Raw genomic sequence first — 14995 nt, 5'->3', positions numbered from 1 at the left:
CCGCACGCGAACAGGAGGCTTCGTGATACCCGCCCGCGTCCCACGGGTGCTGCGCATGGGTCCGGCCCGGCTCACCGCCGGACTGGACCACTGCCGCCGTCTCGACCTGCCCGCCCACCGCACCCTGCACGGCCTCGTGGAGCCGCGCGAGCTGACCGAGCTCATCTCGTACGCCAACGAGGTGGACATGCGGGGCCGCGGCGGCGCGGCGTTCCCCTTCGCCAGGAAGCTGCGCGCGGTGGCGGACGCCGCGGGCACCGGCGAGAGCGTCGTGCTGGTCAACGGCGCCGAAGGCGAGCCGGCCAGCTCGAAGGACGCCATGCTGCTCACCCGCAACCCGCACCTCGTACTCGACGGCGCGGTGCTGGCCGCCGAGGCGCTCGGCGCCCGCGAGGTCGTCGTCGCCACGGCGGGCGGCGAGGTCGCCGAGGCGTCCGTCGCCGCCGCCGTGGCCGAGCGCCGCGCGGCCAACGTCTCCGGCGGTGCCGAGAGCCGCGTCCCGATCAGGGTGGTCGGGATCAAGGAACGGTTCATCTCCGGTGAGGGCGGCGCCCTCGTCCGGGCGGTCAACGGGGAGGAGGGCATCCCGCCGGGCAGGAAGAAGCGCGCCGCGCACAGCGGCGTGGACGGGCTGCCGACCCTGCTGTCCAACACCGAGACGTACGCGCAGCTCGCGCTGCTGGCCGAGTACGGCCCCGATAAGTACGCGGAAGTGGGCACCGCCAAGGAGCCCGGCACGATCCTGCTCACCGTCAGCGGCGGCGCCGCCAACGGCGCGGTGATCGAGACGCCCACCGGCACCCTGCTGGCCGACGTGCTCGCGCTGTGCGAGGCGGACGCCGGCGACGGGGTGCTGGTCGGCGGCTACCACGGCGCGTGGCTGTCGGCCGAGGCCGTCGAGACGGCGGTCATCTCGCGCGAGGGCATGAAGGCGGCAGGGGCCACCCTCGGCGCGGGCATCATCGTGCCGCTCGGCGAGTACACGTGCCCGCTCGGCGAGGCGGCCAGGGTCGCCTCCTACCTGGCGTCGGAGTCCGCCGGGCAGTGCGGGCCGTGCCGGCTCGGGCTGCCCGACGTCGCCAGGGCCCTCTGCGCGCTCGCCGAGGGCACCGGCTCCGTGGACGCGGTGCGCCGCGCCGTACGCGTCGTCGAGCGCCGCGGTGCCTGCTTCCACCCGGACGGCACGGCCAAGTTCGTACTGTCGGCTCTGGACGCGTTCGAGGACGAGATCGCCATCCACCTGGAGCACGGCTCGTGCGGCCGTCCGGTACGCGGCGTACTGCCCATGCCGGAGCGCGAGCCTGAACCCGAGTACCGGCTGGAGGTCGACTGGTCCCGCTGCGCCGGGCACGGCCTGTGCGCGCACCTGCTGCCCGAGTTCGTGGACCTCGACGACTACGGGTTCCCGTCGTTCAGGACGATTCCCGGGTTCATGCTCAAGGAGGCGCGCCGGGCCGTCGACATGTGCCCCGCGCTCGCCCTGCGCCTGGCCCAGACCACCGGCGACAGCCCCAAACCGGCCGGCTCCCCGCTACGGCTGGTCAAGGGCGGCGTGCTGAAGAAGGCCGGGGACGGCGTGCCCCGCCTGGCCCGCGTGGGCGGCCTCCCCCGCTTCTCCCGGGTAGGCGGCCCCGCCTGACCCGAGGGGCCCGGCGCCGTGAACGCCCGTCCTCGCAACACCCGCCGAGCAGACGCGCACCACCCGCCGGGCCCCCACCCGCCGAACAGACGCCCACCGGCCCTCCCGCCCACCGAACAGACACCCACCAGCCTTCCCACCCGCCCAGACGCCCCACCACCCACCGCACCCTCCCGCGCGAAGAGCTCCGCCTATCGCCGCACCACGCCACCCACCACTCACGCACCCGCCACTTACCGCCCGGGCCACGCCACCCGCCCCTCACGCCACGCCACCCGCGCCACGCCACTTACCGCCCGCGCCACGCTGCCCGCCGCCGAAGTGCTGCACCCACCGCTTCTTCCCGACGCCCAGCGCCGAACAGCGCCGCCCAGCACCGCGGCTCTCGCGCCCGAACCGTTACGCTCGCCACCCTTCGCGACACCCGCCACTCATCCCCGACCCCGGCCCGGAGCGCTGCGCCACCGCCCGGAGCGCTGCGCCGCCGTCCGGCACGCTCACGCACCGCTACCCCATCGCCCCGAAAGGCCCACGCCACCCACGCCACAGCGCGCCCGCCGCAGGAGCGTTACGCCCGCCGTTCTTTCCCCGGCGCCCGTCCCCCCAGAGCGGTCAGGGTGGGACCGTCCCCGGCCGGACCAACCGCCCCCGCGCAGCCGGACCGGCCGACCGCCCCCGCGCAGCCGGAGCGGGCCCGGAGTACCCGTGGTCGGGACTGCGGCCGAGCCGGAGTGGGCGAATTCGGGCGTATTGCCGGAATGGCCGAGCCGGGCCCCTCGGCGGAACGGCGCAGGCAAGAATGGCGTCCCGCAGCCGCGCCAGCAGCGCGCGCCAGAAATGTCACTATGGTCCGAAATTTCGAGAAATCTCATCGGAAGGCGCGCACCGAAAACTTCCCGCGCACATGCACCGGCTCCCCGATCTTCACCATCTGGTAGAGCCGCTTGGACGTCTCGAGCGGCAGCCGCACGCACCCGTGCGACGCCGGGCGCAGCGGGACCTTCGTCGAGCCGTGCATGGCGATGGCCCCGGTGAAGTAGAGCGAGTTGTACATCGACCCGAGCGGCCCGGTCGTCCAGCCGGGAGCGCGGCGCAGCACGCGGAAGTCGCCGACCGGCGTGATGGCGTTGCCGCAGCGCCCGTTCTCGCAGTAGCGCACTTCGGCGCCGGTGGAGATGTGCGAGATCAGCACGGGCCTGCGGCTGCGGTAGACGACGAGCAGCTGCTTGGTGAGGTTGATCTCCACCCGGTTGGCCGCGCCTTGCGGCACCAGCACCTTGTGCCTGACGGGCTTGTCCAGCGCTGACAGCATCTTCGGCCCGACCTGGTTGCTCAGCATCATCCGCTTGTGCTTCTGGAACGCCCAGACGGCGAACTTGGTCTGCTCGTCGTACTTGCCGTTGATGGGTCCGAAGTAGTAGCGGCCCCGGTGGAGCTTGCGCTGGAGGGTACGGACGGCCGCGCCCTTGTCACCCGGGCGGAGCAGCACCGGCTTGCTCTCCGCCTCCTCCTCGGTCGTCGTGCTCTCGGCGGGGGGAGGCGGGCTGAGGAGGCGGACCGCCCCTGCGGCGGACGTGGTGGCCGGCGTTGCGGCAGACGCGGCGGAGGCGGGCAGCGGGGTCTCGGTGAACGGAACGACGGCGGCGGCGGACAGAGCGAACACGGTGAATGTCTGAAGCTTTATCGTCATAAATCGACGCCTACCCAGACACCAGAGAATTCATGGTTTTGTCGAGGAAAAGACGCGGCTAATATCGAGATTCAGGAAAATGCGCTTTTGTCGGAAAAATGACTCGCGCGGCCGCCACCGCGTCTGGCAGCATCCCGTGCCATGCGTAACTGGCCGCTCTTCGAGCTACAGATCACCACACCCAACCTCAGCCTGCGCGTCCCCTCCCTGGAGGAGCTCGACGAGCTGGCCGACCGCGCCGCCGAGGGCGTCCACGAGGAGGGGCAGATGCCGTTCGTCGTCCCGTGGACCGAGGGCACGCCGGCCGAGCGCGCGCAGCGCACGATCCAGTACCACTTCACCACTTGGGGCCGCTTCAACGCGGACGAGTGGGCGATCGAGTTCGTCGTCGTACGCGACGGCCAGGTCGTCGGCACCCAGGGCGTGACGGCGAGCGGCTTCCCCGTCCTGAAGGAGGTCCAGACGGGCTCCTGGCTGGGCAGGCGCTTCCAGGGGCAGGGCGTGGGCACCGAGATGCGCCAGGCGGTGCTGCACTTCGCGTTCGCCGGCCTCGGTGCCCGGTACGCGCTGACCGAGGCGTTCGACGACAACCCCGCCTCCCTGGGCGTCACGCGGAAGCTCGGCTACCACGACGACGGCTTCAACCTGTTCAAGCGCGGCGGCGAGCCGGTGGTCAGCCGCCGCTTCCGCCTGCCCAGGGAGGACTGGAAGGAGCAGCCCGGGTTCGAGATCCACGGCCTGGAGGCGTGCCTGCCCCTGTTCGGCCTGAAGGACTGACCCGCGCCGCCCCGGGTGAACCCGCGCGGATCCCCCGGCGGACCCGCGCCCACCCAGGCGAGCCCGCGCCGACCTCAGGCGACCCCGCGTCAGTCCCGGGTGAAGTGGCGCAGCACTTCCGGGTTGGCCATGGCGTCGGGGTTGGCGGCCTGCTCGACGGGCGTGCCGAGCAGGATCTTGCGTACGGGGACCTCGAGCTTCTTGCCCGACAGGGTCCGGGGGATGCCCGGCACCACCCGGATCTCGTCGGGCACGTGGCGCGGCGACAGCTCCGTGCGCAGGGCGGCGCGCAGCCTGCGTTCGAGGTCCTCGGTCAGCTCGGCCTGCTCGGCGAGCGTGACGAAGAGCAGCAGCCTGCCCTCCTGCCCGAGCTGGCCGGTGTCGATGACGAGGCTGTCGGCGATCTCGTCGAAGCGCTCGACCACCCGGTAGAACTCGCTGGTGCCCATGCGGACGCCGCCCCGGTTGAGCGTGGAGTCGGAGCGCCCGTAGATGACGCAGCCGCCGTCCTCGTTGATCTTGATCCAGTCGCCGTGCCGCCAGACGCCGGGGTAGACGTCGAAGTAGCTCTCGGCGTAGCGGCGGCCGTCGGGGTCGTTCCAGAAGCAGACCGGCATCGACGGCATCGGCTGGGTCACCACCAGCTCGCCCACCTCGCCGATCACCGGCTTGCCCGCCGGGTCGTACGACTCCACCTTCGCCCCCAGCGACCGGCACGGGATGATCCCGGCCCTGATGGGATGGAGCGGGGTGGCGCCGACGAACCCGGTGCACACGTCGGTGCCGCCGGAGAACGACCCCAGCGGCGTGTCGGGAAGCTGACCCGCGAGCCAGGCGAAGCCCTCGGGCGGCAGCGGCGAGCCGGTCGAGCCGACCCCGCGCAGCTTCTCCAGCCCTTCAAGGTGCAGCCCGGCCTTGAGCGAGGCCATGATGTACGGCGCCCCCACCCCGAAGTACGTCACCTCCTCGGAGGCGGCGATGCGCCACAGCGCGGCCGGCGACGGATGCGTGGCCGAGCCGTCGTAGAGGACGGGCGTGGCCCCCACCAGCAAGGCGCCGATGAGGTAATTCCACATCATCCAGCCCGTGGTGGTGTACCAGAAGAACACATCGCCGCGGCCGAGGTCCTGGTGGAAGGTGAGCGCCTTGAGGTGTTCGAGCACCACGCCGCCGTGGCCGTGCACGATCGGCTTGGGCAGTCCGGTCGTGCCACTGGAGTAGAGGATCCACAGCGGGTGGTCGAACGGTACCCGCTCGAACTCCAGCGGCCCCTCCTCGGCCCGCAGCCCCTCCCAGCCGATGACCTCGCCGTGCGGCACGTCGGCGGTGTGGGCGGCGACCGGCTCGGCCTGCTGCGGCGCGCGGCCCTCGTCGGCGGCGGCCAGGTAGGGGATCCACACGGTGGCGCGCAGCGAGGGCAGCGACGCGGCGATCTCGTGGACGGCGGCCGAGCGGTCGAAGCTCTTGCCGTTGTAGTGGTAGCCGTCGACGGCGATGAGCACCTTCGGCTCGATCTGCTTGAACCGGTCGACGATGGACGGCACGCCGAAGTCGGGCGAACCGGCCGACCAGATCGCGCCCAGCGACGCGGTGGCCAGGAACGCGATCAGCGCCTGCGGGATGTTGGGCAGGTAGGCCGCCACCCGGTCGCCGCGGCCGACGCCGAGCCTGATGAGCCCGGCCCGTACCCGCGCGACCTCCTCGCGCAGCTCGGCCCTGCTCATCTCCTGCCGCCCGCCGTCCTCGCTCAGGAAGATCAGCCCTGGGCCCTCGTCGTGGCGCAAGGCGTTCTCGGCGTAGTTGAGCGTGGCGCCGGCGAACCACTTGGCGCCGGGCATCGTGCCCGACAGCACGGGCCCGTCGCCGCGCTCGCCGATCACCTCGAAGTAGTCCCAGATCGACGTCCAGAACGCGGCGGGATCGTCGACGGACCACCGCCACACGTCCTCATAGTCCTCCGACCGGCCCAGCCACTTCAGGTAGTGGGTCAGCCTGGCCGATGCGACCACCTCGTCGTCCGGCTCCCAGAGAAGCTCGCCCTCAGCAACCATGTCACTCATCCTGTCGCCCGTACGGAGGAATGTCATACCCGGCGCTCCCCATAACTTGCTACCTCCGTAGGTGGTCCACCGCCATACGCGCGGCCGTGCCGATCACCGCGTCGGCGCGCGGCTGGTTGAGCGCGGTGCTGAACGACCGGGTGAAGACCGACACCGCGTACCTGCGGCCGTCGGGATACTCCACGACGCCCGACTCGCAGCGCAGCGTCGGGAAGGTGCCGGTCTTGCCGCTGACGGCCACGTCGTCGTACGGGAAGCCGGAGGCCAGCCGGTGCGGCCAGACCTGCATGTTGAGCACACTGCGCATCCACGCGCACGACTCGGCGGAGGCGGCCTCGTCGCGCCAGATCAGCTCGAACAGCCGGACCATCTCGCGCGGCGTGCTGCGGTTGGTGCGCTGCGGGTCGAGCACGCTGAGCCGGGCGATGTCCTCGGGGTCGAGGTACGGCCAGCCGTGCCCGGCGTCCTCCCGCATGCGCGCGTTGGCCTCCCCCGCGCCCTGCACGACCCGCGTACGCGTCAGCCCGAACCCGTCCAGCATGGCGTTGACCGCCTCGCAGCCGATCAGCTCCAGCAGCGTGTCGGCCGAGGTGTTGTCGCTGACCGCGATCATCAGATACGCGAGGTCGCGCAGCGACATCGTCACGTCGTCGAGCATCGCGGCGATCCCGGTGGGCCCCGGCACGCGGCCCTCGGCGGGCACCGTGACCCGGTCGGTCATGCCGAGCCGCCCGGCGTCGGCCTGCCGGCAGAGCTCCACCAGCAGCGGCACCTTGAACATCGAGGCCGTCGGCAGCGGCTCGTCCGGCCCGTGGCCGACGTCGTGGCCGGTGTCGATGTCGGCCGCGTACAGCCAGCCGGTCACGCCGGCGCGGGTGAACAGGGCGTCGAAGTCGGGCGGGTTCATGCCAGCATCCCGGGCCTTCGGCTGACCCGCCGCTGAGGCGCGAGGCCCTGCTCGGTCATCCCGGCGCTCTCCTTCAACGTCCGTACGGCCACGGCCGAGAAGTCGGCGGTCGCGGCCGTCTCCGTACGCCAGGCCGTGGAGACCCGGCTCGCGATCGGCGAGCCTAGCAGCGGCCGCCAGGCCAGTCCCGGCAGCTCCACCCTCGGACCGAACGCCACCGCCGCCCCCGCGAGCACCAGGCCGAGCCCGGCGCCGTCGTGCACCTGCGCGGGGACGAACCCGTGGCGGCGGCACTCGGACAGCACCTCCGCCCGCCAGCCCGGCTCGCCCTCCTGGGGCGGCAACAGCAGCTCACGGCCCGCCAGGTCGGCCAGGTGCACCTCGCCGACCGCGGTCAGCGGATCGCTCTCGGCCAGCAGCACGCCCTGCGTCTGCACCAGCATCCGACCGAAGCGCAGGCCGGGCGCGGTGACGGGATGCCGGACGAGCCCGACGTCGATCGCGCCCTCCGCCAGGGCCGTCACCTGGTCGGCGGTCCAGATCTCGGCGGGCGCGACGCGTACGTCCGGGTTGGCCGCGCGGAAGTTCGCCACCAGGGCCGCCAGCACGGAGGCGGCCAGGTCGGGCGGCACGCCGACCTTGAGCACCGCGCCGCCGCCCTGCCTGGCCAGCTCATGCAGCCGGTCGACGCGGGAGACGATCTCGCGGGCCTCGCCCAGCAGCAGCCGGCCCTGCTCGGTGAGGCGCACCTGGCGGGCGGAACGGTCGAACAGCCGTACGCCCAGCTCCTCCTCCAGCCGTTTGATGCGCTGGCTGAGCGGCGGCTGGGCCATGCCGAGCCGGATGGCCGCGTTGCCGAAGTGCAGTTCCTCCGCCACCACAATGAAGTAGCGGAGGTGCCGGACGAGGTCCATGACCAGCAAATATATCCAGATTTATATCTAGATGTCCCTCATATCAATATTGGACACTATTGCTCCCACTCTGGTGTCCTCTGCGGCATGGCACAGCGAACGGGGAGAATCTACGGGCGGCGTCGTCGCAGGCGATGGCCCTTCATCGTGGCGGGGCTGCTGGTCCCGGCCGTCGCGGCGGGCGGCGTCGTCTGGGTGATGCGTACGCAGGGCTCTCCCGAGGAGACCGCCGACCGCTACCTGGCGGCGTGGAGCGCCCAGGACTACGCCACCATGCGGTCCCTGGTCGCCGACCCGCCCGCCGGCTTCGAGCGCGCCCATCGCGACTTCCGTACCGGGCTCAAGCTGACCGGCGCGACCTTCCGGCGCCGCGACTCCGCCGCGCGTGACGGCGTCATCGCCTTCCGCGCCGCCCTGCAGGGCCCGCGCGACTTCACCTACACCGGGCGGCTGCGCCTGGTCGAGCGCGACCGTTCATGGAAGGTGGCCTGGACGCCCGCCACCATCCACCCGGAGCTGAAGCAAGGACTGTCGCTGCGGGCCGTGACGCGCGAGGCCGAGCCGGTACGCGTGCTCGCCGCCGACGGCACCCAGGTCAACGACCCCTCGGCGCCCGGCTCCGTGCAGCAGCTCATCGAGGGCATGAAGACGACGCTCCCCGAACGGTTCTCGGCGCGCCGCCGTACCGTCATCGGCCTCTACCGGGGGAACGAGCCGGTGAAGATCCTGACCGAGGAGAAGGGCGGCGAGCGGCCCATCCAGACCACGCTCGACCTCAAGGTGCACCGGGCGGGCGCGAAGGCGCTGAAGGGCGTGGACAAACCGGTCTCGCTGGTGGCCCTGCGGGCCTCGACCGGGGAGATCCTGGCCGTGGTCAACGCGCCGGGCGGGTTCAACCGGGCGCTCATGGGCAAGTACCCGCCCGGCTCGACGTTCAAGGTCGTCACCGCCTCCGCGCTCGTCGCCGACGGCATCCAGCCCGGGCAGCAGGTCGCCTGCCCGGCCGAGCAGAACATCGGCGGCTTCCCCTTCCACAACGCCGGCTACGAGGACTTCGGCACGCTGTCGTTCCGGGACGCGTTCGCGCACTCGTGCAACACCACGTTCGGGCAGATGAGCGTCGACCGGCTGAACGGCGGCCGGCTCGGTGAGGTGGCCAAGAGCTTCGGCTTCGGCACGCCGATCACGCCGGGCGTGCCCGCCGTACGGGCCGAGTTCCCCGACCCCAAGGACGACACCGACCTCGCCTCCGCCGCCATCGGGCAGGGCCGGGTGCTGGCCAGCCCGCTCAACATGGCCTCCGTGGCCGCCGCCATCGCCTCGGGCGCGTGGACCCCGCCCCGGCTGGTCGTCGGCGAGCGCATCCCCGATCAGCAGCCCGGCACGCCGCGTCCGCTGGAGAAGGGCGTCGTGAACGCGCTGCGCGCCCTCATGCCCGCCGTGGTGACGGACGGCACCGCGCACGGCGTCAGCTTCCCGCCGGGCACCGCCGGCAAGACCGGGACCGCCGAGTACGGCTCGGGCAAGGAGCCGCCCGCACACTCGTGGTTCATCGGCTACCGGGGCGACCTGGCGTTCTCCGTCATCGTGGAGGGCGGCGGCGCGGGCTCCGCGGTGGCCGCGCCGATCGCCGCCCGCTTTCTCAACGCCCTCTCCTGACGCCCCGGCGCGGTCAGACCGCCCTGCTGTCCACCGGCGCAGACCACCTTCTTGCCCACCGGCGCGGTCAGACGGCCTTGCTGTCCACCGGCGCGGTCAGGGCCGCGACCGCCTTCACCACCTCGGAGGCGTCGGACAGGTCGGGCAGCACGATGTCGGCCCCGGCCTCGCGCAGCTCGGAGGCCATCGACCGCCCCGAGGCGACCCCGATCATCCCGGCCCCGCCGATCTTGGCGGCCTGCACGTCACGGGTGGAGTCGCCGATGACCACGGTGTTGGCCTTGGTGAACGGCGTGCCGAGCCGCTGCCTGGCCCGCGACTGGGCGACCTGCAGCAGTGTCGCCTTGGGGTAGACCTCCTCACCGTAGCCGCCGAGCTCGAAGTCGATGTACTTGTCGAGCCCGAACGCCTTGAGCTTGAGCACGGCGTTGCTCTTGATCGTGCCCGTCAGCACCGTCTGGACGACGCCGTCGAGCCTGGAGACGGCCTTGAGCGCGTCTTTCGCCCCGGCCATCATGCGGCCCTCCTTGGACAGCCGCCCGCGCCGGTCGGCGAAGGCCGAGGCCAGCGCCGAGAGGAAGGCGGGCAGGTGGTCGTCCTCGGCCACGATGCCGTTCACGGCGAGCGTCTCGAAGACGACCTCGGAGTCGGGGCGGCCCAGCGGAGGGACGAGCTTGACGAGCGGGCGCCCGGTCACGACGCGGAACGCCTCTGCGTAGGCGTCTCTGGTCACGATGGAGACGTCGACCAGCGTCAGGTCGACGTTCCACAGCACAAGGCGGTTGATGGCGGCCTCCTGAAGGATCACTGCAAAGGTTAGGCCATCACGAGCCGCCGGGACCCTCACCACGGGAAATCCGGCATGACCGGACGGCCGCGCAGGAGGGCCGGCGGTGACCAGCAGATCAGATGTGGTTCAGCGCGTCGGCGAGGTGATCGACCACGGGGAAGCCGGTGCTCTCCAGCTCCTGCCTGGTCGTCATGCCGCCGGTGTAGAGCACGGCCCTCGCGCCCACGTGGCGTGCGGCCAGCCCGTCGTCCACGCTGTCGCCGATCACCAGGATCTGGGCGGGGTCGATGCCGAGCGCCTTGATGTGCTCGGCCATGTGCGCGGCCTTCTCGCCGCCGGTGGCGCCGTTGATGCCGTCGATCCTGGTGAAGTGCCGGGTGATGCCGAACGACTCCACCTTGGGCACCAGGTGGGCGTGCGGGGCCATCGAGCAGAGCGACTGCGTGCCCGTCCAGCTCGCCAGCACCATCTCGGCACCGGTGGCCAGCTCGCACACCTCGGCCAGCCGGAAGTAGTGCTCGTGGAAGCCGTCGTCGAGGCGCTTCCACTCGCCTTCGACGAGCGGGCGGCCGAGCAGGCGCTCGTACGCCACCCAGATGGGGCGCGTGTAGACCGCCCGGAAGCCGTCGGCGGTCAGTGGGGGAAGCTCGTACGGCTTGAAGACCTCGTTGGTGGCCCCTACGACGGCCTCGATGTCATGGAAGAGGGTGCCGTTCCAGTCCCAGATGATGTGCTGTGTCATGTCGGGCACAAGACTAAATGCCCGACATGACATTTCGATGACGGCCCCTCCGCCGCCCCAGGACCAGCCTCCGTGGCCCGGGCGACTGATAGCCGTCCCAGCCACCACGCCTCGAACTCCAGCACCCCGACCTGAGAACCCTGGGGGGCGACCGGCCCACCCCCACCCCCCGCCACCGCCTCTCGGAGCGGGGCAACGACGGCCAGACTTCCGCCACCGCCCCTCGGCACTGGGCAACGACCGCCGGACTCCCGCTGCGACGCCCCGGGCCGGGCGGCGGCGAGCCGGCCCCCAGCGCGAATCCACCGGCTTCGCGACCGAAGCCGCCCGCCGGGCGGGCCTCACTGCTGAGAGGCGACGCGGGCCCGGCCGGGCGGAGCTGCAGGCCGACGGCGGATTCCCTGCCGTCGGGCGGCACGCAAGCGGTCAGGCGCACTGACCCCGTCACACGGGCCCCAACCCGTCAGGCGAGGGCCCCTAACCCCGTCAGGCGAGGGGCCCTATTCCCGTCGGACGAGGGCCTTACCCTCGTCCAAGCTGAGGTCCTGAGCGGCGTCAGCCGCAGGCCTTGCTGGTCGTGCCCTGGGCGTTCTGGCCGCCGCGCCCGCCGCCCCACTGGACGAACGCGCTGCCCCAGGCGCACATGTCCTTGCCCCAGAGCATGTCGCCCCAGTGCCGTCCGCCGTTGCCGGCCTTGAAGCGGAAGGAGTTGTGGCGGCCGTCGGCGGTGTAGACGTGGATGGTGCCGACCATGGAGGAGCCGACCTTGATCTCGGTCCAGTTGGTCTGGCACTTGCCCGACCACATGAGCTTGATCGTCCCCACCGTCCCGTGAACCCGGCTGGAGATGTTCGCCGTACGCACGGCGCGGGCCGAGTTGCCGCAGCCCGACTTGTACGGATCCTTGTGGTCCCCCGGCTTGAGGGCGGCCTGAGCGTTGGCGGGCGAGCTGGCCAGAATGGCCGCCGCCCCGATGGCGACCGCCAGGACTCGACGCATCACGTAGAACCGACTCCTTAAGTTGATTACTCTGCCGTGTCGGGACATTAGCGGGATGTGACGATCATTGAACGTGACCCGCCCGCCCCGTGACCTCACCGTTATCAACTGAGGAGGTCGGGAATCTCCTGCGTCGCGTACCACATCAGCTCGTGGGCCTCGGCTCCGTCCACGGTGAAGCGGGCGTCGTCGTCGCCCGCGTCGGCGGCGGGCAGCGCGGCGATGGCGGCCTCGATGTCGGTCACCGCGTCGTGGTCGTCGATGTGCACGGCGGCGACCTTGGTCATCGGCACCGCCCGCGACAGGCGGACCCGGCCGCGCTCCTCCAGGGCCGCGCCTACGGTGACGCCCTTCTCGGGCACCTCGGCGGCGATCACGACGCGCCGAGCCGGGGCGTCGACGCCGTCGGCGCGGTCGGCGGCCAGCATCCGCAGCGAGGCGCGGGCGGCCTCGGTGAGCGCGACGTATTCGAGCTCCTCGGTGTCGCCCGAGGCGTACCACTCGATCAGCGCGGGGGTCACCGCGTAGCCGGTCAGCGGGGCCGGGCCCACCTCTCCGGCCTTCACCGCAGCAGCAAGAGCCGGGAGAGTACACGGCAGATAGACGCGCATGACGAACCTTTCCAAACGTGCGGGGCTCGACCAGGCGGGAGCCCGATCGCAACCTTACTGCCGGTCCCTGGTCACGACCGTGGTGATGGACTACTTCCGCAAGGTGAGGCGCAGCAGGCCCTCCAGCCGCGTGATCGTGGTGACGGGGTCGCGGTGGTGTATGCCGTTGATACCGAGGGCTCGGGCGGCGACGATGTTGGCCTCGATGTCGTCGATGAACACGCAGTCCTCGCCGGACAGGCCGATGAGATCGAGCGCGTGGCGGAAGATGCGCTCCTCGGGCTTGCGCATGCCGACCTCGCCGGAGATGACGACCGCGTCGAACAGCTCGTCCCAGTCGTCGCGGGGGTAGGTGTTGGACCACGAGTTGGACAGCAGGCAGGTCTTCACGCCGTTGCCGCGGACGTCGCGCAGCATGTCGTACATGGCCTCGACGCGTTCGAAGCCCGCGAACATGCGCTCGAGGAGCCCTTCGGCGACCGGCGGCACGCCGTCGACGGTGAGCAGCCGGGCGGCCAGGTCGCGTTCGAAGGCGGCGCCGTCGATCTCGCCCCTTTCGAGCGCGTGGACGACGTTGTCGCCGTCGCCGCCGCGGTAGGCGTGGTCGATGAGCTCGCGCATCACCTTGTAGTAGTGGTCGGCGTCGATCCTGTCGGCGGCGATCCAGCGCGCGATGGAGTCGGACAGGCTGGTCGTCAGCACCCCGCCCCAGTCGATGAGCACACCCGTAACCATCGTTCTAGGGTAGAGCGTCACGAAACGCCGGTTTACTCCCCGATCCAGGTGGATCGAGGGGTATCAGCGTCCGGCGCGGGCGGCGAGCTTGCGGTGCGCGGACGAGCGCAGCACCCCGGCCGCCTTCGCCGCCGAGGCCACGGGCGCCTCGGTCAGGAAGCCGCGCTTCTGCTTGAGCGTCAGCAGCCGGGTGACCGACTGGTCGAGCCGCTGCTCGGAGATGCGGCCCGACTTCACCGCCTTCAGCACCGCCTTGTACGCCTTGGGCAGGTCGTTGGGCATGAGCAGCAGGTCGGCGCCGGCCAGCACGGCCCGTACCGCGACCTCGCCGTCGTCGTACTTCTTGCGCGCCCCCGCCATGTTGAGCGCGTCGGTGGAGATGACGCCCTTGAAGCCGAGCTTCTCGCGCAGCAGGCCGGTCAGGATCGGCTTGGACAGCGTGGCGGGGTCGCCCGACGGGTCGAGCTTGGGGAAGACGATGTGGGCGCTCATCACCGCGTCGACGCCCGCGTCGATGGCGGCCTTGAACGGCGGCGCGTCGATGCGCTCCCACTGCGCCTTGGTGTGCTTGATGACCGGCAGCCCGGTGTGGCTGTCGACGCTGGTGTCGCCGTGGCCGGGGAAGTGTTTGGCGGTCGCCGCGATCTTCGCGTCACCGAAGCCCTTGACCGCCGCCGCCACCATCTTCGCCACCCGCTTGGGGTCGTCGCCGTACGCGCGCCGGCCGATGACGGGGTTGCGCGGGTTGACGTTGACGTCGGCGACGGGCGCGAAGTCGAGGTTGACCCCGAGCGCGCGCAGCTCCTCGCCGGTCGCCTTGGCCACCTCGCGGGCCAGGGCGGTGTCCTTGGTGTCGCCGATGGTGCCCTGGCCAGGGAACTTCGTCATCAGCGCCGACATGCGCGAGACCAGGCCGTTCTCCTGGTCGGTGCCGATGATCAGCGGCACCTTCCCCGAGGCGCGCTGCAGGCCGTTGGTGAGCCCGACGACCTGCGTGGTGCTCTTGACGTTGTGGGGGAAGAGGATGACGCCGCCCAGGTGGTATTTCGCGATCACCTTGGCCGGGGTCTGCGCGCCGTAACGCGCTTGGTTCTCACCCGAGGCGGAGCCGGCCGTGGTGCCGTAGAGGACGGGCATGAAGAGCTGGCCGACCTTCTCCTCGGTGGTCAGGCGCGACAGGACCCGCTGGACCTCGCTCTGCGCGAGCGTGGTCGCGGCCGAAGGCGTCGCGGGCGCGCTGCTGCGCGCGGGCGGCGCGGCCTTGCCTCCGGTCGGCTCGGCCCCCGCGGGTCCGCCGCCACCGCCGCACGCGACGAGCGCGATCACCAGGAGTCCTGTCGTACCGATCCGTCGAAGCATGACTCCAAAGGTATCCACACGACGACGCGCCCGGGCCCGCGCTCGCCCTCAGCGCAAGAACCCGGCCTCACAAGAGCCGAGCCTCGGCCCAAGAGCAGGGCCCCGCAACAGCC

The 14995-nt window shown here is 71.5% G+C and carries 13 protein-coding genes; 3 read left to right on the top strand and 10 right to left on the bottom strand.

Going from position 1 to position 14995, the window contains the following annotated elements:
• Positions 1-22 precede the first annotated feature (22 nt).
• On the top strand, positions 23-1639 hold the full coding sequence (locus ACFMQL_RS19600) for an NADH-ubiquinone oxidoreductase-F iron-sulfur binding region domain-containing protein (RefSeq protein ID WP_378786373.1): 1617 nt from the start codon (positions 23-25) through the stop codon (positions 1637-1639).
• 868 nt (positions 1640-2507) lie between these two features.
• Here ACFMQL_RS19600 and ACFMQL_RS19595 read toward each other — a convergent pair.
• Positions 2508-3302 (bottom strand): L,D-transpeptidase family protein, encoded by a 795-nt coding sequence (locus ACFMQL_RS19595; RefSeq protein ID WP_364060282.1) that lies wholly within the window; start codon positions 3300-3302, stop codon positions 2508-2510.
• Between the two features lie 168 nt (positions 3303-3470).
• Between ACFMQL_RS19595 and ACFMQL_RS19590 the strand changes: the two genes are divergently transcribed.
• Positions 3471-4106: a GNAT family protein gene (locus ACFMQL_RS19590; RefSeq protein WP_364060279.1), complete on the top strand. Its 636-nt coding sequence runs from the start codon at positions 3471-3473 to the stop codon at positions 4104-4106.
• A gap of 89 nt (positions 4107-4195) precedes the next feature.
• On the opposite strand, the gene ACFMQL_RS19585 is transcribed toward ACFMQL_RS19590, so the two are convergent.
• From ACFMQL_RS19585 to ACFMQL_RS19575, 3 genes are read right to left on the bottom strand one after another with little or no spacing between them, the layout of a single operon-like run.
• Positions 4196-6157, bottom strand: coding sequence for an acetoacetate--CoA ligase (locus tag ACFMQL_RS19585; protein WP_378786370.1), 1962 nt, complete (start codon positions 6155-6157; stop codon positions 4196-4198).
• A 58-nt stretch (positions 6158-6215) separates the two neighbouring features.
• Entirely contained in the window at positions 6216-7073 is an 858-nt protein-coding gene (locus ACFMQL_RS19580) for a serine hydrolase (protein ID WP_364060273.1), read from the bottom strand.
• The gene (locus ACFMQL_RS19575; RefSeq protein ID WP_364060270.1) at positions 7070-7987 is read right to left on the bottom strand and encodes a LysR substrate-binding domain-containing protein; all 918 of its coding nucleotides are present in this window, start codon (positions 7985-7987) and stop codon (positions 7070-7072) included. Before ACFMQL_RS19575 ends, ACFMQL_RS19580 begins: the two co-directional genes overlap by 4 nt.
• Positions 7988-8074: 87 nt before the next feature.
• Here ACFMQL_RS19575 and ACFMQL_RS19570 point away from each other — a divergent pair, with 87 nt between their 5' ends.
• Positions 8075-9646 carry a penicillin-binding transpeptidase domain-containing protein gene (locus tag ACFMQL_RS19570; RefSeq protein ID WP_364060267.1) on the top strand — a complete coding sequence of 524 codons (1572 nt, stop codon included), beginning with the start codon at positions 8075-8077 and terminating at the stop codon, positions 9644-9646.
• 67 nt (positions 9647-9713) lie between these two features.
• On the opposite strand, the gene ACFMQL_RS19565 is transcribed toward ACFMQL_RS19570, so the two are convergent.
• The 6 genes from ACFMQL_RS19565 to nagZ all read right to left on the bottom strand — a co-directional run bounded on the left by ACFMQL_RS19565 (position 9714) and on the right by nagZ (position 14882).
• A complete protein-coding gene (locus ACFMQL_RS19565; RefSeq protein WP_364060265.1) occupies positions 9714-10454 on the bottom strand; it encodes a haloacid dehalogenase-like hydrolase in 741 nt (246 codons plus the stop codon).
• A gap of 97 nt (positions 10455-10551) precedes the next feature.
• Positions 10552-11178, bottom strand: a complete 627-nt coding sequence (locus tag ACFMQL_RS19560) for an HAD family hydrolase (RefSeq protein ID WP_364060262.1) — start codon at positions 11176-11178, stop codon at positions 10552-10554.
• A gap of 555 nt (positions 11179-11733) precedes the next feature.
• Positions 11734-12177: a DUF2690 domain-containing protein gene (locus ACFMQL_RS19555; protein WP_364060259.1), complete on the bottom strand. Its 444-nt coding sequence runs from the start codon at positions 12175-12177 to the stop codon at positions 11734-11736.
• A gap of 104 nt (positions 12178-12281) precedes the next feature.
• A complete protein-coding gene (locus ACFMQL_RS19550) occupies positions 12282-12788 on the bottom strand; it encodes a DUF6912 family protein (RefSeq protein WP_364060256.1) in 507 nt (168 codons plus the stop codon).
• A 90-nt stretch (positions 12789-12878) separates the two neighbouring features.
• Complete coding sequence (locus ACFMQL_RS19545; protein ID WP_364060253.1) at positions 12879-13523, bottom strand: HAD family phosphatase; 645 nt, start codon at positions 13521-13523, stop codon at positions 12879-12881.
• A gap of 63 nt (positions 13524-13586) precedes the next feature.
• A complete protein-coding gene (gene nagZ / locus ACFMQL_RS19540; RefSeq protein ID WP_378786367.1) occupies positions 13587-14882 on the bottom strand; it encodes a beta-N-acetylhexosaminidase in 1296 nt (431 codons plus the stop codon).
• Positions 14883-14995 lie beyond the last annotated feature (113 nt).

Source organism: Nonomuraea fastidiosa, from assembly GCF_042751225.1.
GTDB lineage: Bacteria > Actinomycetota > Actinomycetes > Streptosporangiales > Streptosporangiaceae > Nonomuraea > Nonomuraea fastidiosa.
This window is presented reverse-complemented; position numbering and strand designations above follow the sequence as displayed.